Origin of the sequence: Sphingomonas crocodyli (genome assembly GCF_004005865.1) — a bacterium.
In the GTDB taxonomy this organism is placed as follows: domain Bacteria; phylum Pseudomonadota; class Alphaproteobacteria; order Sphingomonadales; family Sphingomonadaceae; genus Rhizorhabdus; species Rhizorhabdus crocodyli.
On the sequence record NZ_SACN01000001.1, the window covers coordinates 277,711 to 297,526 of the forward strand.

The 19,816-nt window shown below is 65.0% G+C and carries 24 protein-coding genes; 8 read left to right on the top strand and 16 right to left on the bottom strand.

Annotated elements, in window-relative coordinates; translation table 11 throughout:
• Nucleotides 1-523: 523 nt before the first annotated feature.
• The 6 genes from thiE to tkt form a co-directional block, all read right to left on the bottom strand.
• Nucleotides 524-1,225, bottom strand: coding sequence for a thiamine phosphate synthase (gene thiE / locus EOD43_RS01415; RefSeq protein ID WP_127740384.1), 702 nt, complete (start codon nucleotides 1,223-1,225; stop codon nucleotides 524-526).
• Nucleotides 1,226-1,296: 71 nt separating this feature from the next.
• On the bottom strand, nucleotides 1,297-2,196 hold the full coding sequence (locus EOD43_RS01420; protein WP_127740386.1) for a fructose bisphosphate aldolase: 900 nt from the start codon (nucleotides 2,194-2,196) through the stop codon (nucleotides 1,297-1,299).
• A 28-nt stretch (nucleotides 2,197-2,224) separates the two neighbouring features.
• Entirely contained in the window at nucleotides 2,225-2,647 is a 423-nt protein-coding gene (locus EOD43_RS01425; protein ID WP_127740388.1) for a VOC family protein, read from the bottom strand.
• A complete protein-coding gene (locus tag EOD43_RS01430) occupies nucleotides 2,647-3,837 on the bottom strand; it encodes a phosphoglycerate kinase (protein ID WP_127740390.1) in 1,191 nt (396 codons plus the stop codon). The genes EOD43_RS01425 and EOD43_RS01430 overlap by 1 nt, the downstream gene beginning before the upstream one ends.
• Nucleotides 3,838-3,895: 58 nt before the next feature.
• Complete coding sequence (gene gap / locus EOD43_RS01435; RefSeq protein ID WP_127740392.1) at nucleotides 3,896-4,906, bottom strand: type I glyceraldehyde-3-phosphate dehydrogenase; 1,011 nt, start codon at nucleotides 4,904-4,906, stop codon at nucleotides 3,896-3,898.
• A 17-nt stretch (nucleotides 4,907-4,923) separates the two neighbouring features.
• Nucleotides 4,924-6,891 carry a transketolase gene (gene tkt / locus EOD43_RS01440; protein ID WP_127740394.1) on the bottom strand — a complete coding sequence of 656 codons (1,968 nt, stop codon included), beginning with the start codon at nucleotides 6,889-6,891 and terminating at the stop codon, nucleotides 4,924-4,926.
• A gap of 115 nt (nucleotides 6,892-7,006) precedes the next feature.
• Here tkt and EOD43_RS01445 point away from each other — a divergent pair, with 115 nt between their 5' ends.
• From EOD43_RS01445 to EOD43_RS01470, 6 genes are all read left to right on the top strand, one after another.
• The gene (locus EOD43_RS01445; RefSeq protein WP_127740396.1) at nucleotides 7,007-7,255 is read left to right on the top strand and encodes a hypothetical protein; all 249 of its coding nucleotides are present in this window, start codon (nucleotides 7,007-7,009) and stop codon (nucleotides 7,253-7,255) included.
• Nucleotides 7,255-7,581 (top strand): cell division protein ZapA, encoded by a 327-nt coding sequence (locus tag EOD43_RS01450; RefSeq protein WP_127740398.1) that lies wholly within the window; start codon nucleotides 7,255-7,257, stop codon nucleotides 7,579-7,581. The genes EOD43_RS01445 and EOD43_RS01450 overlap by 1 nt, the downstream gene beginning before the upstream one ends.
• Nucleotides 7,582-7,784: 203 nt before the next feature.
• Nucleotides 7,785-8,363 (top strand): 5-formyltetrahydrofolate cyclo-ligase, encoded by a 579-nt coding sequence (locus EOD43_RS01455; protein WP_127740400.1) that lies wholly within the window; start codon nucleotides 7,785-7,787, stop codon nucleotides 8,361-8,363.
• Nucleotides 8,363-8,578: a DUF2842 domain-containing protein gene (locus EOD43_RS01460; RefSeq protein ID WP_127740402.1), complete on the top strand. Its 216-nt coding sequence runs from the start codon at nucleotides 8,363-8,365 to the stop codon at nucleotides 8,576-8,578. The genes EOD43_RS01455 and EOD43_RS01460 overlap by 1 nt, the downstream gene beginning before the upstream one ends.
• Before the next feature lie 82 nt (nucleotides 8,579-8,660).
• The gene (locus EOD43_RS01465; RefSeq protein WP_127740404.1) at nucleotides 8,661-9,683 is read left to right on the top strand and encodes a GGDEF domain-containing protein; all 1,023 of its coding nucleotides are present in this window, start codon (nucleotides 8,661-8,663) and stop codon (nucleotides 9,681-9,683) included.
• A 63-nt stretch (nucleotides 9,684-9,746) separates the two neighbouring features.
• Nucleotides 9,747-11,810: an NAD(+) synthase gene (locus EOD43_RS01470; RefSeq protein ID WP_127740406.1), complete on the top strand. Its 2,064-nt coding sequence runs from the start codon at nucleotides 9,747-9,749 to the stop codon at nucleotides 11,808-11,810.
• On the opposite strand, the gene EOD43_RS01475 is transcribed toward EOD43_RS01470, so the two are convergent.
• The 10 genes from EOD43_RS01475 to EOD43_RS01520 all read right to left on the bottom strand — a co-directional run bounded on the left by EOD43_RS01475 (nucleotide 11,807) and on the right by EOD43_RS01520 (nucleotide 17,994).
• Nucleotides 11,807-12,295 carry an MmcB family DNA repair protein gene (locus tag EOD43_RS01475; RefSeq protein ID WP_127740408.1) on the bottom strand — a complete coding sequence of 163 codons (489 nt, stop codon included), beginning with the start codon at nucleotides 12,293-12,295 and terminating at the stop codon, nucleotides 11,807-11,809. The two genes, EOD43_RS01470 and EOD43_RS01475, sit on opposite strands and share 4 nt — an antisense overlap.
• Nucleotides 12,296-12,457: 162 nt before the next feature.
• Nucleotides 12,458-12,787: a DUF1491 family protein gene (locus EOD43_RS01480; RefSeq protein WP_127740410.1), complete on the bottom strand. Its 330-nt coding sequence runs from the start codon at nucleotides 12,785-12,787 to the stop codon at nucleotides 12,458-12,460.
• Nucleotides 12,784-13,263 carry a PaaI family thioesterase gene (locus EOD43_RS01485; protein WP_127740412.1) on the bottom strand — a complete coding sequence of 160 codons (480 nt, stop codon included), beginning with the start codon at nucleotides 13,261-13,263 and terminating at the stop codon, nucleotides 12,784-12,786. Before EOD43_RS01485 ends, EOD43_RS01480 begins: the two co-directional genes overlap by 4 nt.
• 1 nt (nucleotide 13,264) lies before the next feature.
• Nucleotides 13,265-13,750, bottom strand: a complete 486-nt coding sequence (locus tag EOD43_RS01490) for a PTS sugar transporter subunit IIA (protein ID WP_127740414.1) — start codon at nucleotides 13,748-13,750, stop codon at nucleotides 13,265-13,267.
• Between the two features lie 20 nt (nucleotides 13,751-13,770).
• Nucleotides 13,771-14,352, bottom strand: coding sequence for a ribosome hibernation-promoting factor, HPF/YfiA family (hpf, locus tag EOD43_RS01495; protein ID WP_127740416.1), 582 nt, complete (start codon nucleotides 14,350-14,352; stop codon nucleotides 13,771-13,773).
• Nucleotides 14,353-14,417: 65 nt separating this feature from the next.
• Nucleotides 14,418-15,125 (bottom strand): DNA polymerase III subunit epsilon, encoded by a 708-nt coding sequence (gene dnaQ, locus EOD43_RS01500; RefSeq protein ID WP_127740418.1) that lies wholly within the window; start codon nucleotides 15,123-15,125, stop codon nucleotides 14,418-14,420.
• Nucleotides 15,086-15,727 carry a dephospho-CoA kinase gene (gene coaE, locus EOD43_RS01505; protein ID WP_127740420.1) on the bottom strand — a complete coding sequence of 214 codons (642 nt, stop codon included), beginning with the start codon at nucleotides 15,725-15,727 and terminating at the stop codon, nucleotides 15,086-15,088. Before coaE ends, dnaQ begins: the two co-directional genes overlap by 40 nt.
• Nucleotides 15,724-16,572 (bottom strand): shikimate dehydrogenase, encoded by an 849-nt coding sequence (aroE, locus tag EOD43_RS01510; RefSeq protein ID WP_127740422.1) that lies wholly within the window; start codon nucleotides 16,570-16,572, stop codon nucleotides 15,724-15,726. Before aroE ends, coaE begins: the two co-directional genes overlap by 4 nt.
• Complete coding sequence (locus tag EOD43_RS01515) at nucleotides 16,569-17,165, bottom strand: nucleoside triphosphate pyrophosphatase (RefSeq protein ID WP_127740424.1); 597 nt, start codon at nucleotides 17,163-17,165, stop codon at nucleotides 16,569-16,571. Before EOD43_RS01515 ends, aroE begins: the two co-directional genes overlap by 4 nt.
• A gap of 1 nt (nucleotide 17,166) precedes the next feature.
• Entirely contained in the window at nucleotides 17,167-17,994 is an 828-nt protein-coding gene (locus EOD43_RS01520) for a pyruvate, water dikinase regulatory protein (RefSeq protein ID WP_127740426.1), read from the bottom strand.
• Nucleotides 17,995-18,303: 309 nt separating this feature from the next.
• Between EOD43_RS01520 and hemE the strand changes: the two genes are divergently transcribed.
• Nucleotides 18,304-19,353, top strand: a complete 1,050-nt coding sequence (hemE, locus tag EOD43_RS01525) for a uroporphyrinogen decarboxylase (protein WP_127744570.1) — start codon at nucleotides 18,304-18,306, stop codon at nucleotides 19,351-19,353.
• A 7-nt stretch (nucleotides 19,354-19,360) separates the two neighbouring features.
• The gene (locus EOD43_RS01530; protein WP_127744571.1) at nucleotides 19,361-19,813 is read left to right on the top strand and encodes a CopD family protein; all 453 of its coding nucleotides are present in this window, start codon (nucleotides 19,361-19,363) and stop codon (nucleotides 19,811-19,813) included.
• Nucleotides 19,814-19,816: the final 3 nt, after the last annotated feature.

The window sequence follows — 19,816 nt, forward strand, 5'->3', positions numbered from 1 at the left end:
CGGCGGGCGTGGGCATAATGCGCGAGGACAGCTCGGTCCTCGGCGCGCGCTTCGGCGCGGCGCTGGGCGGCGGGGGTGCCTCGACCGCGACGATCGACCTGCGCGCGGCTTATGATCTGGGCCGGGGCTGGCAGGCGGCGCTTGCCGCACGACAGGGCTGGACGATGGTCGATCGGGTCGGCCCGCTGAGCGGCGGCCGCATCGCGAGCAACGCTTTCGCGATCGACCTGAGCCATTTCGGCGCCACCCGCCGCTTCGGCCTGCGCGTCTCGCAGCCGCTGCGCGTGGCGTCGGGCGGGCTGAAGCTCAACCTGCCGACCAGCTACGATTATGACACCGGCACCGTCGGCTATGGCCGCTCGACGCTCAACCTCGCGCCCAAGGGGCGTGAGATCGATATCGAGGCGAATTATGGCCTGGCGCTGGGCAATGGCTGGCTCGACGCCAACGCCTTCGTCCGCCGCCAGCCGGACCATTTCGCGTCAGCCGCGCCCGCCGCAGGATCAGCGGAGCTGATCCTGCCTTACGCCCCCATTCCCGGCACGGCGGCGAAGCGTTTCACCGCCGCCGCCGGACCGTCGGGCGCGTTCCACACCGAACCGCTGACTGCGAGGAAATCGGCGCCCGCCGCGACGAGCGGCGCGGCATTGTCCGGCGTGACCCCGCCGATCGCGACGCACGGCACTTCGAACAGGGTCGACCACCAGCCGAGGATCGAGAGTTCCGGCCGGTGCTTCGTTTCCTTGGTCTCGGTTGGGTAGAAGGCGCCGAAGGCGACATAGTCGGCCCCAGCCTCACCCGCTTCCATCGCAAGGTGCCGGCTGTCGTGGCAGGTCACGCCAATCTGCGCCTGCGGCCCGAGAATCTGCCGCGCCTCGCGCGCGTCGCCATCCTCCTGCCCCAGATGGACGCCGTCGGCATTGAGCCGCTTCGCCAGCCCGATCGAATCGTTGACGATGAAGGCGACCCCCTTGTCCGCGCAGATCGCCTGCAGCGGCCTGGCGAGATCGGCGATCGCATGTTCGTCGATCCCCTTGAGCCGCAGCTGGAACGCCGCGACCGGCCCCGCATCGAGCGCGGCCTTCAGCACCTCAGCAAAACCCGCATCGATGCGCGGGGGCGAGATCAGATAGAGCTGGCAGGCGGGCTTCTTCTCATCGCGTTCGAACCGATCGGCAAAGCCGGGATCGAGGCGGAGTTCATCGTCGAAATCTTCGTCGGTCATGCCGACGCCCCTAGCGCAGAATGGCGCCCGGGCGAAGCGGGCGGATGGATCACCATCCGCCCGCCCGCAAATCAGACCGTCTTCTTGACCGAAGCGGTGTAGATGTCGTCGATCGCCTGACCCAGCGACGCGTTGAACTCGTCATCGGTCATGCTGTGGCGCAGATCGTTGAGCAGAGCGCGGCTGAAGCTGGCGATGATGCCCGGATTCTTGGCGAGTTCGACGCAGGCCTCGGGGCGTTCGAAGCCGCCCGAAAGCGCGACGACGCGCAGCACGCGCGGATGATCGACCAGCGGCTGGAACAGGCCCGGCTTGGTCGGCAGCGACAGCTTGAGCATCACCTTGTCGTCACCGGTCATTGCGTCGAGCGCCTTCACCAGCTCTTCGAGCAGGATCTGGTCGGCTTCGGCGCGCTCGGCGCTCTTGATGTTCACTTCGGGCTCGATGATCGGCACGAGGCCGCCGGCGAGCACCTGCTGGCCGATTTCGAACTGCTGCTTGACGACAGCGGCGATACCCTCGCGATTGGCGAGGTTGATCACCGAACGCTCCTTCGTGCCGTAAACGCCCAGCGCCTTCGACTTGGCGAGCAAAGCGTCGAGTTCAGGCATCGGCTTCATCAGCTGGACGCCGTTCTTTTCGTCCTCAAGACCCTTGTCGATCTTGATGAAGGGGATGACGCCGCGATCGAGCAGGGCCTGCGGGGTCGGCTTGCCATCGACCTGGCCGTCCATCGTGCGTTCGAACAGGATCGCGCCCAGCACCTTGTCACCCGTGAAGACGGGCGAGGTGATGATGCGGCTGCGCATGTCGTGGATCAGCGCATACATGCCGGCTTCGTCGGACCAGGCGCTCTCGTCGATGCCATAGCCCTTGAGAGCCTTCGGGGTCGAACCGCCGCTCTGGTCGAGCGCGGCGATGAAGCCGTCGCCCTTCGCAACCTTTTCGCTCGTCTTCTGGTCAATCGTCATCGGCTGGCCTCCGGTGGATAGTGGTGGTTCAGTTCGGTTTCGGCACCGGCGCCCAGGGTGGCCCCTTGAGCTCCAGCATATTGCCTTCAGGATCGGTGAGGTAGATCGACGGCCCTTCGCCTTCTGCGCCGTAGCGCGAGGCGATTTCGGCCGCGATTCCATGCCCCTCCAGCTCTCTCAAAATGGCTTCGCCATCCCAGGGCAGGACGCGGAAGCAGATATGGTCGACGTTGCGGCCCTCGATCCCCGGCGCCGCGCCGCCCTTGGCGCCCAATTGGCCGTCGACCGGTATCAGATCGATCAGCGCGTCGCCTACCCGAAGCTGATAGAGGCCGATCGCCTCCTGATGCTTCTCGAAGCGCGCGCCGAGCACGTCGGTGTAGAATCGCGCCATCCGTTCGAGGTCGACGACCCGGAACACGACATGGTCGATGGCGCGGATCGTGATCATCAGCCGAGAGCGGCGACCCCCGGCAGTTCGCGGCCTTCCATCCATTCAAGGAAGGCGCCGCCCGCGGTCGACACGAAGGTCAGATCGTCGGCGACACCGGCGACGTTGACCGCCGCGACCGTATCGCCGCCGCCCGCGACCGAGATGAGCGAGCCCGACTTGGTGAGCGCGGCGGTGATCTTCGCCAGTGCCATCGTCGCGGTATCGAACGGCGCCATTTCGAACGCGCCGAGCGGGCCGTTCCACACCAGCGTCTTGCAGGTCTTGAGCGCGTCGGCGATCTGCTCGCTGGCGGACGGACCGCAATCGAGGATCATCTCGTCATCCGCGACTTCGTGGACGTTGACCGTGCGGACCGGCGGATTGGCGCGGAATTCCTTCGACACCACCACGTCATAGGGCAGGTGGACGGTGCAATCGGCCTTATCCGCCGCGTCGAGGATTTCGAGCGCGGTGTCCTTCAGGTCATGTTCGCACAGCGACTTGCCGACATTGATCCCGCGCGCGGCGAGGAAGGTGTTCGCCATGCCGCCGCCGATCACGAGATGATCGACCTTGGTCACCATCTGCTTGAGCACGTCGAGCTTGGTCGAAACCTTGGCGCCGCCGACGACCGCCATCACCGGATGTTCGGGCTTGCCGAGTGCCTTTTCGAGCGCCTCGAGTTCGGCCTGCATCGAGCGACCAGCATAAGCGGGCAGGATATGCGCGAGCCCTTCGGTCGAGACATGCGCGCGATGCGCGGCCGAGAAGGCGTCGTTGACGTAGAGATCGCCCAGCTTCGCCATCGCCTTGGCGAGTGCGGGGTCGTTCTTCTCCTCGCCCTTGTGGAAGCGGGTGTTCTCGAGGATCGCGATGTCGCCGGGCTGGAGCTGCGCGACCGCTTCCTCAGCCTGTTCGCCCACGCAATCGCCGATGAAGCGCACGTCGCGGCCCAGAACGTCGCGCAGCGGCGTCGTGACCATCGCCAGGCTCATGTCGGGGTTACGCTCGCCCTTGGGGCGGCCGAAATGGGCGAGGATCAGCACGATCGCGCCCTTGTCCGCCAGTTCGGCGATCGTCGGCGCGGCGGCGCGCAGGCGGGTATCGTCGGTGACCTTGCCGTCGTCCATCGGCACGTTGAGGTCCTCACGGACCAGGACGCGCTTGCCCTTGATATCGCCGATGTCGTCGAGGCTCTTGAAGGTCATGCCGGCACCTTGATCGAGGAAAAGAAAGGGGCGGCCCTTGGGGCCGCCCCGATGGTTCTTAGAGGAACTTCGCCACGATACCGGTGGTATCGATCATGCGGTTCGAGAAGCCCCATTCATTGTCGTACCAGCTGAGCACGCGGACCAGCTTGCCATCGACGACGGCGGTTTCGAGGCTGTCGACGGTCGAGCTGCGCGGATCGCCATTATAGTCGATCGAGACCAGCGGCTCGTCCGAATAGCCCAGCACGCCCTTGAGCGGGCCGGCTTCCGACGCCGCCTTGAGCAGGCCGTTCACTTCGGCGACCGTGGTGTCCTTCTTGGCGATGAACTTCAGGTCGACGACCGAGACGTTCGGGGTCGGCACGCGCACCGACGAACCATCCAGCTTGCCCTTCAGTTCGGGCAGAACGTCGCCCACCGCGCGGGCGGCGCCGGTGGTGGTCGGGATCATCGACAGGGCAGCGGCGCGGGCGCGGCGCATATCCTTGTGCAGCTGATCCAGCGTGTTCTGATCGTTGGTGTAGCTGTGGATCGTCGTCATGAAGCCGCTTTCGATGCCCAGCGCATCGTTCAGCACCTTGGCGAGCGGCGCCAGGCAGTTGGTGGTGCAGCTGGCGTTCGAAATGACGATGTCGTCGGCGGTCAGCTTGTCGTGGTTGACGCCGAACACGATCGTCTTGTCGACATTGGTGCCGGGGGCCGAGATCACGACGCGCTTGGCGCCGGCGGTCAGGTGCGCGCTCGCCTTCGCCTTGTCGGTGAAGATGCCGGTGCATTCGAGCGCGATGTCGACGCCCAGCGCCGCGTGCGGCAGATTGGCGGGATCGCGCTCCGCCGTCACCTTGATCTTCTTGCCGTCGATGACGAGGCTGTCGCCATCAACGCCGACGTCGCCGGCCCAGTTGCCGTGGACCGAGTCGCGCTTGAAAAGCAGAGCATTGGCCTTGGCGTCGCCCAGATCGTTGATCGCGACCAGTTCGAGGTCATGGTCGGTACGCGAGAGAATAGCGCGTGCCACCAGGCGACCGATGCGCCCGAATCCGTTGATCGCAACCTTCACGGCCATACTCGCTTACTCCTTGCTCAGTGCGTGAGAGCCCCGATGATCTGCGGGGCGATCTTGTCGGCGGTCAGGCCGAAATGGTCATAGAGGGCCTTAACGGGAGCCGAGGCGCCGAAGCCGTCGAGGCCGAAGCGCAGGCCCTTGCGGCCGACATAGCGTTCCCAGCCGATCGTCGTGCCGGCCTCGATCGAGACGAGCAGCGCGTCGGCCGGCAGGATGCCGTCCTTATAATCTTCGTCCTGCGCGTCGAAGCGTTCCCAGCTGGGCATCGACACGACATCGGCACCGATGCCGGCTTCTTCAAGCTTCGCCGCCGTCGCGACCGCGATTTCGACCTCCGAACCGCTGGCGATCAGCACCACCTTGCGCGCGGCGGCGGCGGGCTTGAGGCGATAGGCGCCGAGCGCCGAGAAGTTCTTCGAAATGTCTGTGCGCAGCTGCGGCAGGCCTTCGCGCGACAGAGCGAGCAGCGAGGGGCCGTCGGCCTTTTCGAGGCTGAGCTGCCAGCATTCGGCCGTCTCGATCACGTCGCACGGGCGATAGACGTCGATGTTCGGCATCACGCGCAGGCTCATCAGATGCTCGACCGGCTGGTGGGTCGGGCCGTCTTCGCCCAGACCGATCGAGTCATGCGTCATCACATAGACGACGCGCTGCTGCTGGAGCGCCGACAGGCGGATCGCGGCGCGGCAATAGTCGGAGAAGACCAGGAAGGTGCCGCCATAGGGAATCACACCGCCGTGGAGCGCAAGGCCGTTCATCGCGCAGGCCATGCCGAATTCGCGGATGCCGTAATAAATATAGCGACCGCTATAATCATCGGCGGTCAGCGGCGCCTGCCCCTTGGTCTTGGTATTGTTCGAACCGGTAAGATCGGCCGAACCGCCGATCGTCTCGGCCAGCTGATCGTTGATCGGGCCGAGCACCATTTCGGATGCCTTGCGGGTCGCGACCTTCTGCGGATTCGCGATCAGCCCTTCGAGATAGGGCTGGAGCGAGAAGTCGGCAGGCAACTTGCCCGCCATGCGCCGTTCGAACTCGGCGCGATCGGGATGTGCGACGAGGCGCGCTTCCCATGCCGAGCGGACCGCGGTGCCGCGATGACCGGCGGCGCGCCAGGCCTCGGCGATGTCGGTCGGGATGACGAACGGTTCGGAGGTCCAGCCCAGTTCCTTGCGGGTCGCGGCGACTTCATCATTGCCCAGCGCCGAACCGTGCGTGGCCGACGTGCCCTGCTTGTTGGGCGCGCCAAAGCCGATGATCGTGGTGCATTGAACGATCGACGGGCGCGGATCGGCCTTCGCCGCTTCCAGCGCCTTGGCGATCGACGCGGCGTCATGCCCGTCGCAGGCGACGGTGTGCCAGCCGGTCGCGGCATAGCGCGCCATCACGTCTTCGGACGACGACAGCGACACCGCGCCGTCGATGGTGATGCGATTATCGTCCCACAGCACGATCAGCTTGCCGAGCTTGAGATGCCCGGCGAGGCCGATCGCCTCATGGTTCACGCCTTCCATCAGGCAGCCGTCGCCGGCCAGAACCCAGGTACGGTGATCGACGACGTCGTTGCCGAAGGTGGCGTTCAGGTGGCGTTCGGCGATCGCCATGCCGACGGCGGTGGCCAGGCCCGAACCCAGCGGCCCGGTGGTCGCCTCGACGCCCGCCAGTTCGAAATTCTCGGGGTGGCCGGCGCACGGGCTGTGCAGCTGGCGGAAATTGGCGATGTCCTCGATCGTCGGGCGCGCATAGCCGGTCAGGTGCAGCAGCGAATAGATCAGCATCGATCCATGCCCGGCCGACAGCACGAAACGGTCGCGATCGGCCCATTTGGGCTGAAGCGGATCGAACTTCAGATGATTGGTGAACAATTCGGTCGCGACGTCGGCCATGCCCATCGGCATGCCGGGATGACCCGAATTGGCGGCCTGCACGGCATCCATCGACAGCGCCCGGATGGCGTTGGCGAGCTGGCGTGGCGTTACACTCATCTGAAGACCTTGCGCGGGAGCGGACACTGAAATGGCAAAGTGCCGCGCGATCGCGACCCCCAACCGCGCGACCCTTTGTCCTGTCGCGGCCCTATCGTCAACCAAGGATGGGCCTTTGGGCGGCTTGCGGGCGACGATCAGCCTGCTATTTCGGTCGATGATGGACGATCGAAGCCTGATGCTGGCGCTGGGCCGCCTCGAACGAGCGCTTGTGCGCGTGGAGCAGGGACTCGATTCCGGCCCGCGAACTTTGTCGCATGACGAGAGCGAGGCGCTGTTTCGTCTTGCCGAACGGCACCGTACCTTGCGCGAAACCACCGAGACCGCGATCGAGCGCATCGATCGCCTGCTGGGGAACGGCTGATGGCCGAAGTCGACGTTGCGGTCGGGGGCCGCCGCTACAAGCTCGCCTGCCGGGATGGCGAAGAGGATCAGCTGCGCGCGCTGGCCAGCATGGTCGATCGCAAGGCAGGCGACATCACCCGCGCGATCGGCGACATGACCGAGGCGCGCGTGCTGCTGATGAGCGCGATCCTGCTCGCCGACGAGCTGAACGACGCCAAGTCGCACCAGACGGCACCTGCCGCGGCGCCCCAGCCCGCCGAACTCGATCCGGGCTATGCGCAGGCGATCGAACGGATTGCCGAACGGATGGAGCGACTTGCGGATCGTCTTAACAGCGACGCTTGAGCCTGCGGGCGCGGCATCCTACATAGGGGACGGCGGGTACTGCCCGGCACGAGCTGCAGCGAACATCCCTGAGGCGATTCACATCCAAAGGGGGCTGTCCCTGTTAGGATCCTGGTCCGAAGCACATGGTCCCCACCTGACGTTAACGGCGTCAGAGGATATTCCAGCAAACGACCACGGCGGTCCCGCCACCCGCACCATATATGACGAAGCCTGAGGAAAAGGCGGCGCTGCGTGCCGAACTGCGCGCGAAACGCGACGCCTTCGTGATCGCGATGGCGCCCGGCGAACGCGAAGCGGCCGAAGCGGCGCTCGCCGATCGCGCGGGCGAAACGATCGCCGCCGCCAAGATCATCGCCGGCTATATCGGCCTTGGATCCGAAATCTCCTGCATGGCGATGCTCGCGCGCGGGGCCGCCAATGGGGCGACGACGGCGCTGGCTTATGTCGACGGCCGCGACCGGCCGATGCGCTTCCTGCGCTGGGCGCCGGGCGATCCGCTGGAGCGCGGCTGGTTCAACCTGCTGCAGCCCCCGGCCGACGCGCCCGAAGTGACGCCCGATCTGATCCTGACCCCGCTGCTGGGATTCGATTCGCGTTTCATGCGAATCGGGCAGGGGGCGGGCTTCTATGATCGCGCATTCGCGGCTAATCGCACCGCGAGGCGGCTTGGCATCGCCTGGAGCGTGCAGCAGGTGGATGTGGTGCCATGCGATCCGTGGGACCAGCCGCTCGACCTGATCTGCACCGAACGCAAACTATTGCATCAGGGCTTTAAGTAATGAGCGAACCAAGTTGGCGCAAACCCTTCGGAATGTTCCTCATTTTGGCACTGATCGTGATCTGGTCGGTTCTGGTCCTGCTGGCGTCGCCGTTGATCGAGCGGCTTCCCGCGCTGGTTCAGGCCGTGGTCTATACATTCCTGGGGATCGTCTGGATCCTGCCGCTGAAGCCGCTTCTGTCGTGGATGGAGACCGGACACTGGCGCAAATTTTAGGACAGGATCGCCGCGTCATTAACCGGATATAATCAAAGCGGGCTCTAGTCAGGTCGGGAGATAAAACAGGAACCCCGACGGCGTGCATCAGGACAAGATCATCGAATCGTCCGCACAGAGAGGCGAGTGGCGTCGCCTCTACGACCGTATTGGCGAGCTGCTTTTTTCGAACGATATCGAGCCGACTCCTGAGAATTTCGAGCTTTGCCACCGCTATCTGAGCGGTGACAGCACCATCGTGGGCCTGATCGACAAGGCTGTCCGCAAGGATGGCCGGATCACCGCCGCCGCGATGACCGCAATCAACGCGCAGGTTCGCTCGGGCCTCGACAGCGGCAATCTGTCCGACATGGCCGAAAGCGCGCGCGGGCTGCTGGAGCAGGTGAGCGCGGTCGTCACCCGATCGGGCGACGAAGCGCGCGATTATGCCGCCGACCTGGAAAGCGGCGCCGCCGGCCTGTCGGTGGAAGATCCGGGGATGACGGTCGACACCTTGGTCGGGCTGACCAAGGCGATGATCGACAAGACCCGCGCAGCGGAGGACGAGCTTCGCCGCACCGAAGCGCAGATCAAGTCGCTGCACGACGATCTGGCCGCCGCGCACCGCACCGCCAACAGCGATCCGCTGACCGGCCTGCCGAATCGCCGTGCTTTCGATCATCAGCTGCGCATCGCGCTGGAAAATGCGCGGCGGCAGAAGACCCCGCTCGCGCTCGCGATCTGCGACATCGATCATTTCAAGCAATTCAACGACACGCACGGCCATCAGATCGGCGACGAGGTGATCAAGTTCGTCGGAAGCTCGCTGGCGCGCGCGACCAATGACGGATTCTGCGCGCGGTATGGCGGCGAGGAATTCGTGCTGATCTTCGAACGCGCCGATCCCGAAGCCGCGCGCGCAATGCTCGACAAGGTTCGAACCGTGATCGCGTCGCGCGAATTGAAGGTCACGAACACCGGCCAGTCGCTTGGCCGCCTGAGCTTTTCGGGCGGCATCGCGATGCTGGAGGATGCGGATTCGCCGGGCACGTTGCTGCGCCGTGCCGACACCGCTTTGTATCGCGCCAAGGAGAGCGGGCGTAACCGGGTGATGCTCGACGCCTGATATCTTCAACGCCTGATTGACCGATATTGGCCTTTATCTTCAGCACGCTGTAAGCGCGTGCTTATGAGCGCCCGTAACGACTTCGCATCGATTCACAGCCACGGTTTTGTCCGTGTAGGCGCAGGCACGCCCGTCGCGACCGTCGGCGATGTCGGCGCGAACGCCGCCGCGATCCTCGATCTGGCGCAGCGCGCCGATGCCGAGGGCGTCGACCTGCTCGTCCTGCCCGAACTGTGCCTGTCCTCCTACGCGATCGACGATCTGCATCTGCAGGACGCCCTGCTCGATCGGGTCGAGACCGAACTGGGCAAGATCGTCACTGCGAGCGCGAAGCTGAAGCCCGTATTGCTGGTGGGCACCCCGATCCGGCGCAGCGGGCGGCTCTACAATACGGCCATCGCCATATCGCAGGGCCGGATTCTGGGCGTGGTTCCGAAGTCTTACCTGCCCAATTATCGCGAATATTATGAAAAGCGCTGGTTCGCGCTCGGCTATGATCTTGTCGGCCTGACGATCGATCTGTGCGGGCAGGAGGTGCCCTTCGGCCCCGATCAGATCTTCGCCGCGAACGACCTGCGCGACTTCGTTTTCCACATCGAGATTTGCGAGGATTATTGGGCGCCGCTGCCGCCGTCGACGATGGGCGCGATGGCGGGCGCGCTGATCTTGGCCAATCTGTCCGCATCTAACATCATCATCGGCAAGGCGCGCGAGCGGGCGTTGCTCAGCGCCTCGCAATCGGTGCGCGCGATCGCCGCCTATGCCTATTCGGCGAGCGGCCCCGGCGAGAGCACGACCGACCTCGCGTGGGACGGGCAGGCGATGATTCACGAACTCGGCGAAACCCTTGCCGAATCGGGGCGCTTCGACACCGAATCCGAGCTGATCATTGCCGATGTCGATGTCGGCCGCCTGCGGCTCGAACGGATGCGGACGGGGACGTTCAACGACAATGCGATGGCGGTCGGCCATCCCGAGACCGCATTCCGCCGCGTCACCTTCGATCACAAGCCCGGCTTCGCCGATATCGGGCTGAAGCGCCCCGTCGCTCGCTTCCCCTTCGTGCCCGACGATGCCGAGAAGCTCGATCTCGATTGCTACGAGGCGTTCAACATCCAGGTCGCGGGGCTCGCCAAGCGGGTCGAGGCGTCGGGTGCCAAGACGATGGTGATCGGCGTGTCGGGCGGGCTCGATTCGACGCATGCGATGGTGGTCGCAGCCAAGGCGTGCGACCGGCTGGGCCTGCCGCGATCGGCGATCCTGGCCTTCACCATGCCAGGCTTCGCGACCGGCGAGGCGACCAAGGCCAATGCCTGGGCGCTGATGAAGGCGCTGGGTGCGACGGCCGACGAGATCGATATCCGCCCGGCCGCGCGCCAGATGCTGACCGACATGGGCCATCCCTTCGCCAGCGGCGAGCCGACCTATGACATCACCTTCGAAAATGTGCAGGCGGGGCTGCGCACCGATTATCTGTTCCGCCTCGCCAACCAGCGCGACGGCTTCGTCGTCGGCACGGGCGACCTGAGCGAGCTTGCGCTTGGCTGGTGCACCTATGGCGTCGGCGATCAGATGAGCCATTATGCCGTCAACGCCGGCGTGCCCAAGACACTGATTCAGTTCCTGATTCGCTGGAGCGTGACGAGTGGGCAGTTCGATACCGCGACGGGCGACCTGTTGACCGCGATCCTCGCGACCGAAATATCGCCCGAACTGGTGCCCGCCGACGCCGATGGCGCGATCCAGAGCACCGAAGCGAAGATCGGCCCGTACGAGCTGCACGATTTCTTCCTGCATCATATCGCGCGGCTCGGCCTGCCACCGTCGAAGGTCGCCTTCCTCGCCTGGCATGCGTGGCATGATGCCGATGCCGGGCTGTGGCCGATCGGTTTCCCGGCGGACAAGCGCAACGGATATGACATGGCGACGATCCACCGCTGGCTCGAAAGCTTCCTGTGGCGCTTCTTCACGACCAGCCAGTTCAAGCGGTCGGCGATCCCGAACGGGCCGAAGGTGTCGGGGGCAGGGGCGCTGTCCCCGCGTGGCGACTGGCGCGCGCCGTCGGACGGCAATGCCAAGGTGTGGCTCGACGAACTGCGCGCCGCGCTCGACGGGGTCGACCTCTAACCCAGGCCATCCCCCGCGCAATCGAGATCGCCCCACAGCCGCCGCGCGGCCCGACGGGCGAAGCGGAGCGTTTCGGCCTTGCGGCGTGATCCCGAAAGCGGGCGCAACGCCGGTTCGCGCAACACCGCGGCGTCATAGCGATCGGCGACGATCAGACCGGCGATGTCGGGACGGAAGGCGGGATCGTCGAACGGGCTGAGATCGAACCCGGCCGGCACCGCCCAGAAATAGCGATCGCAAAAGTCGAGATAATCCGGCCATTTCGCATCGCCGAGCAAGTCGGCGCGCGACACCTTGATCTCGACGATCGTGATGCACCCTTTGGGATCGATCGCCATCAGATCGGCGCGGCGGCCATTGCCCAGCGGCACTTCGGGCATCGGCATCAATTCAGCGCGCAGAAACAGCTTCGCCACGCCGCGCGCGACATCGATGGCGACGAGCGGCGCGAGAGTCGAATCGATGTCGGCAGGAAGGCTGGCCATCGCCACCGATTAGAACATTTGTGGAACTTTTGCCACCTTCTCCTCGTCATTGCGAGGAGCCGAAGGCGACGCGGCAATCCAGGCCCGCACTAGAGTTAGGTCGCGAGCCTCTCCCATGCGGGCCTGGATTGCTTCGCTACGCTCGCAATGACGAATCTGGTTTTAAGCCAGCAACGCCTCGACGATCGCCCGCGCATCGCGATGATCGGCCTCGATCACCCAGAGATCGGGATCGGTGCGGCGGCGGCGGGCGATATAGTCGGTCTGCTCGATCGGATCGGCCGGGCCGACGCTGTCGAGGCCGAATCCGCCCTCGAATCGCCAGACGCGCTCGACCAGCCCTTGCGATTGTCCGCGATCGGCGAGTGCGACGATGATCGACCCCGCGACCTCATCGCCGCGCGCCAGCACCATCGCCGATCCGCCCTCATCCTGAATCTTGCGGATCAATGCGGAGACGAGCAGCGCCGAGGCGGGCCGCGTCTCGGTCACTTCTGGCGGTAACCCGGCAGCCCGGCGAGCGCGATGCGCGAACGCATGAAGGTGCCGGTGCCGCGCGCGACCTCCTCACCCTCCGCATCGACCAGTCGCGCGTCGGCGACGAACACGCGGCGCTTGCCGCTGACCCAGCGCCCCTCGGCCACCAGCGGCCCGGCGTGAATCGGGCGGGTGAGCAGCAGATTGAACGCGGTCGTCAGCAGGAAATAATCGCTGACCAGGCTGTTCGCCGCATAGAAGGCCGCGTCATCGAGCATCTTGAAATAGGTGGTGCCGTGAACCGCGCCGGCGGCGTGATAGACCGTCTCGTCCACGACGAAATGGATCCGCGCAAAGCCTTCCTCGACGATTTCGAGGCGCGATTTGAACAATTGGTTGATCGGCGCGGCGGCGTAGAGCGATTCCAGCGCGCGATAATGGGCTTCGGCGCCCGAAGGCGGCGGCGTAGTCCCAGCAGAACCCTGGGCCATATCAGGCCGCGTCGCGCGCTTCGCCGCTCGCGAACAGCGCGTAGAGCGCGTCGTCCGATCCGGCGCCGCGCAGCTTGGCGACGAAGCTCTTGTCGCGCATCCGCCGGCTGACGCGGGCGAGCGCCTTCAGATGCTCGACACCCGCATCGACCGGGGACAGCAGCACGAAGACCAGATCGACCGGCAGATCGTCGATCGCGGCGAAGTCGATCGGCGAGGCGAGCCGCGCGAACAGCCCCACGACCCGATCGAGCCCGTCGAGCTTGCCGTGGGGGATCGCGACGCCATCGCCGAAGCCGGTCGGCCCCAGCCGTTCGCGTTCGGACAGCCGATCGACGATCACGCGCGCGTCGATTCCGATCAGCTTGGCGGCGACACCGCCAAGCTGCTGGAACAACGCTTTCTTGTTGGGGACGACGAGCCCCTGCTGCACGGCCTGCGGCACGAGCAGGTCGCTCAGATCATCCGTCGATCGGGCAATGGTCATTCGTGGTGCTGCAACTTCCTTCAGGCCGTTCGGGCGGGCTCCACCCAGCCGATCGATCCGTCGGTGCGCCGATACACCATATTAAAGGTTCCCGTACCGCTATTTTTGAACAGCAGCGCATTGGTGTTGCGAAGATCGAGCATCATCACCGCGTCGGAGACGCTGGCATCGGGCACGTCGACGCGGGTTTCGGCGATGATCAGCGGATTGTCGGTCTCGACCTCTTCCTCCACCGGGGATTCGAACACCGTATAACCGGCATTGTCGTCATAGCCGTTGAGGGCGCCTGCCGGCTGCGCGCTGTGCCGGTCCTTCAGCCGCTTCATATAGCGGCGCAGCTGGGTTTCGATGCGATCGGCGGCCTGATCGAAGGCGGGGTGCGCGTCCATCGCGCTGCCATGTCCCTTCAGGATCACGCCCTGCATCACATGGGCGACGATGTCGCAGCCAAAGCCATTTCCATGCTGGCCGCGACCGAAGGTCACGTGCGCCGAGATACTGCGGGAGAAATATTTGTCGGCGATGGCCTGTAGCCGATCCTCGACATGGGTTCGCAGAGCCTCACCAGTTTCGACCTGATGTCCCGAAACACGGATGTCCATATCCAACCTCCAGTCTGCTTTGGCAGTCATTGGGCAGACCCGATGATGCCGGTGCCTGCCTTGGGTCAGCTTGCGGCGGCGTCCTCCAACCAGAGGGCCGACGTAAGCCCTTGAATAAACGCGTGATGCCTTTCGAGTTCCTCCTCACTTGCTTTATGGGGACGCGGCTCCCGCAAAACCACGGGTGCCACGCGGACGCTCGCCGCGACGACCGCTTCCGGGGTCGCGACGATCGTATCCACCTTGAGGCCGAGGCCGATCTGGCGGCCGCCGGTCAATTCGACATAGAGCTGGGCGAGCAGCTGCGCATCGAGCAGCGCACCATGCTTGACGCGGTGGCTGCGATCGATGCCGTAACGGCTGCAGAGCGCATCGAGGCTGTGCTTGGCGCCCGGATGCGCCTTGCGCGCGATGGCGAGCGTATCGACCATCCGGGTCATCGCGATCGGCTCCAAACCGGCCGCGCTCAGCTCCGCATTCAGGAATCCGAAGTCGAAGGTCGCATTGTGCGCGACGAGCGGCGCATCGCCCAGAAAGTCGAGCAAAGCCGCCGCCTGGCTGGCGAACAAGGGCTTGTCCGACAGGAATCGGTCCGACAGGCCGTGCACCGCTTCCGCCTCCGCCGGCATGAACCGTTCGGGGTTGAAATAGCAGTGGAAGCTGTTGCCGGTTTCGACCCGGTTGATGATTTCAACACAGCCGATCTCCACCAGCCGATCCCCGGTGAGAGGGTTCAGGCCGGTCGTTTCGGTGTCGAAGACGATTTCCCGCATGAGCGACAATATCGGACTCCGTGAGCCGACACGCAAGCCAGCAGATGACGAAGCTGTGACATGGTGCGGTGAACCGAGCCGCCATTGTCGATCACGAAGTCGGCGCGTTGCCGTTTGATATGATCAGGCATTTGCAGTCGACGGATATTGCGCAATTTCAACGGGTTCATGTTTGGCCGCGCGAGCACGCGGCGCGCCTGCTTCCACGCCGGGGCCGATACGACCACCGACGCATCGACCGAACGCCACCCGCCTTTTTCGAACAGCAACGGCACGTCGAGGATCACGACTCGGCGCGAACGGTGCCGGCGCAGGAAGTCACGGCGCGACTCGACGAGGACGGGATGGATGAGTCGTTCGAGTCGCGCGAGCGCCCCCTTGTCCCCCAGCACGTGCCGGCCGAGCGCGACGCGATCCACGCCCGCTTCACCGCCGACGCCCGGAAAGAGCGCATCGATCGCCTCGACCAGCTTTCCGCCCGGCCCCTGCAGCCGATGCACCTCGGCATCGGCGTCATAAACGGGCACGCCCAGCCGCCGTGCCATTTTCGACACGGTCGATTTGCCCATGCCGATCGATCCGGTGAGGCCCAATATGATCATGCGAGCAATTTGGCCTGAAGCGCCTCGTCATCCTGGCGCGGCGCATCGACCCCGTAGAATCGGCGGAAGGCGTCGGCGGCCTGGCCGATCAGCATCGCGAGGCCGTTGATCGCGCGCAGCCCGCGCTGCTTCGCCTCCGCCAGCAACGGCGTTTCGAGCGGCGCATAGACGATGTCGTAGATGATCGCGTTCGGCGGAACATGGCTGAAATCCAGCGGCAGCGGCGGATAGCCCTTCATGCCCAGACTCGTCGTATTGACGACGACGTCGAGAATCCCGTCGCGATTGTCCCAGTCAAAGGCGATCGGGGTCGCGAAATGATCGAGCGGGGCGATCAGTTTCTCATCCGGCGCGAAATTGGCGCGCAGCGCCCGCGCCTGATCGAGATTGCGCGCGCCGACGACGATCGTGAATCCCTGATCGTGCAGCGCGAGCGCGACCGCCTTGGCCGCGCCCCCCGCACCTAAGATCCGCGCCATGCGGAACAGGTGCGTCTCGGCCAGCATCGGCTGAAGCGGCTCGAGGAAACCGGCATAGTCGGTGTTGTAGCCGACCAGTTCGTCCCCCTCCGGCACGACACAGTTGACCGCACCGATCCGCGCGGCCGCCGGATCGATCCGGTCGAGCAGTGGCATGATCGCCTGCTTGTGCGGGATCGTGACATTGCATCCGCGCCATTGCGGATCGGCGCGGCGGCTGGCGAGGAAGCCGGCCAGTTCGTCGGGTTTGACGTGGGTTGCGAAATAATCGGCATCGATGCCGGCGGCGGCCAGCCAGTGGCGGTGAATCAGCGGCGATTTCGAATGGGCGATCGGATCGCCGATCACCTCGGCATAGGCTTTCATCGCGGCATCACCCCCCGATCGCGCAAATAGGTGAGCAGCTGGAGCAGCGGCAGGCCCATGATCGTGAACTGATTGCCTTCGATCCTGTCGAACAATTGCACGCCCGGCCCCTCGATCCGATAGCCGCCGACGCAGCCCGAAATCGCCGGCCATTCGGCATCGAGATAGGAGTCGACAAATTCGTCGCTCATCGCGCGCATGTGCATCTTGGCGACATCGACGAAGCGCCAGACGGGCACGCCGCCCTCGCAGATCACCGCCGCGCTGAACAGGCGGTGGCGCGTGCCGGCCATGCGGCGGAGCAGATCGGCCGCCGCCGCGCGGCTAGGCGCCTTGTCGATCATCTCGCCATCGTCGAGCGCGACCGTGGAATCACAGCCAAGCACCAGATCCTGCGGATATTTACGCGACAGCTTGGTCGCCTTGAGTTCGGCGAGCGCATCGGCGAGCGCGCGGGCATCGCGGCCTTCGGCCCGCAACGACGCCTTGGCCGATTCCTCGTCGACCGCCGCCGCCATCGCTTCGAACGGCACGCCTGCGGCATCGAGCATCGCGCGGCGCGAAGCGGATTGCGAGGCCAGGATCAGTCGCACTTCAAACTCCCCCGCCCGCGCCGCCGGACTTTTCGTTGACCAGATTGATGATCGCCGCCGCCGTTTCCTCGATCGAGCGGCGGGTGACGTCGATCACCGGCCATCCCTGATCCGAGAACATCCGCCGCGCGAAAGCGAGTTCGCGCGCGACAGCCTCCTGATCGACATAAGCGGTCTCCGGCGTCTGATTGAGCGAGAGCAGCCGGTTGCGGCGGATCTGGATCAGCCGTTCGGGGCTGGTCGTCAGCCCGACGACGACCGGATGGACGAGCGTGAACAGGCTTTGCGGCGGCGGGGATTCGACCACCAGGGGAATGTTCGCTACCTTATATCCGCGATTGGCGAGATAGATCGACGTCGGCGTTTTCGACGATCGCGAAACGCCGGCGAGGACGATATCGGCCTCCTCCCAATCTTCCGCGGCGATCCCGTCATCATGCGCGATCGTATATTGAATCGCGTCGACGCGGGCGAAATAGGCCGCATCGAGGCTGTGCTGACGCCCCGGCCGCGCGATCGCCTCCTGTCCCAGCAGCCGCGACAGCGCCTCGATCACCGGATCGAGCGCCGAGACGATCGGCAGCCCGAGTGCATGACACCGAGTCTCCAGCCGCCGCCGCACCTCGTTGTTCACCAGCGTGAAGATGACGAGGCCGGGGCGCTGCGCAATTTCGAGCATGATCCGGTCGAGATGGCCGACCGATCGGACCATCGGCCAGAAATGCTTGATCGTCTCGACATTCTCGAACTGGGCGAGACCGGCCTTGGCGATATTTTCCAGCGTCTCGCCGGTCGAATCCGACAGCAGATGGAGGTGGAGGCGGATCATAGGCGTCGTGCCTGCTGGACAAGCCTGTGGAAAAACATGGGGATCGCGCTAGCCGAACGGCGGGTATCGTTTCAAGCGCTGCATCGCTCCCCGCTGACGCTGACTCACTTCATCGATTCGTCCACAGGTGATGCACGAAACCGACAGGGCTGTGGATAACGGGAATGACGTCAGGGACTCGGCGGCGGATCGCAGCGCGGCAGGAGTCAAGCTGTTGGCAATCGGGCGGCTTGTGAATAAACCCCGCTTCCCGAACCCCTACAAACTCCTACTTCCCTTCTTTAGTTCCTTAAGAGAGTCATGAAGATGATGGCGACGCGTCATGAAAATGCCGGCCAGGTGATCGATCGTCCCTTGCTTGCCGTGCTCCGGGGTGAGCGTCGCGATCCGCCGCCAGTGTGGCTCATGCGGCAGGCGGGGCGTTACCTGCCCGAATATCGCGCGCTCAGGGCCGAGAAGGGCGGATTCCTGGCGATGGCGTATGACAGCGACGCGGCGGCCGAGATCACGCTGCAGCCGATCCGCCGGTTCGGATTCGACGGCGCGATCCTCTTTTCCGACATCCTCGTGATTCCCCACGCTCTGGGTCAGGATCTGCGCTTCGAGGCCGGCGAAGGGCCTCGCCTGTCGCCGACTCTGGTGGATCATGCGCTGTCGGTGCTCGAGCCCGTCGCCGATCGGCTCGATCCGATCTACGACACGGTGCGTAAGGTTCGTGCGAGTTTGCCCGAGCAGACGACGTTTCTCGGCTTTGCGGGCAGCCCCTGGACGGTCGCGACCTACATGGTCGCAGGGCAAGGGAGCCGCGAGCAGGCCGAGACGCGGCGCATGGCCTATCGCGATCCCGCGGCCTTCGGGGCAATCATCGATACGCTGGTCGATGCCACGGTCGATTATCTGTCGAAGCAGATTCAAGCGGGCGTCGATGCGGTGCAGCTGTTCGACAGCTGGTCGGGCAGTCTGGCGCCGCGCGAGTTCGAACGCTGGGTGATCGCGCCGACCGCGAAGATGGTCGCCGAACTGCGTCGTCGCCATCCCGATACGCCGATCATCGGCTTTCCGAAGGGCGCGGGCGGCAAACTGCCGGCCTATGCCCGCGAAACCGGCGTCAGCGCGGTTGGGCTCGACGAGACGGTCGATCCGGTCTGGGCGAATGCCAGCCTGCCCGAAAATCTGCCCGTGCAGGGCAATCTCGATCCGATGGCGCTGTTGATCGGCGGCGACGCGCTCGACGCGGCGATCGACACGATCAGGGGGGCTTTCCCGACGCGGCCGCATGTGTTCAACCTTGGCCACGGCATCACGCCCGACGTGCCGATCGCGCATGTCGAGCAACTTCTGGGCCGGCTGCGGGGTTGAGGCTTTGATGGACGCCTACATCGGATTCCTGGGCAATGCTTATCCCTGGGTGAAGGCCGGGCACCTGATCTTCGTCATCTTCTGGATGGCGGGGCTGTTCATGCTGCCGCGATTCTACATCTACCACTGGGCGTCCGCCCCCGGATCGGCCGAGGACAAGGCGTGGATCGAGCGCGAGCGTCGGCTGCGATCGATCATCATGGTGCCGTCGATGGCGATGGTGTGGATCTTCGGGCTGACTCTGGCCTTCGATCAGGGGCTGTGGACGACGCCCTGGTTCCTCGCCAAGTTCGCGACCGTCTTCGCGCTTTCGGGTTTTCATGGCTGGGCGGTCGGTTATGGCAAGCGGATGGCCTCGGGCTATCGCGCGCCGTCGGACAAATCGCTGCGCTTCATGAACGAGATTCCGGGTATCGCGACCGCGATCATCGTCATCCTGGTGATCGTCCGGCCGTTCTGAGTC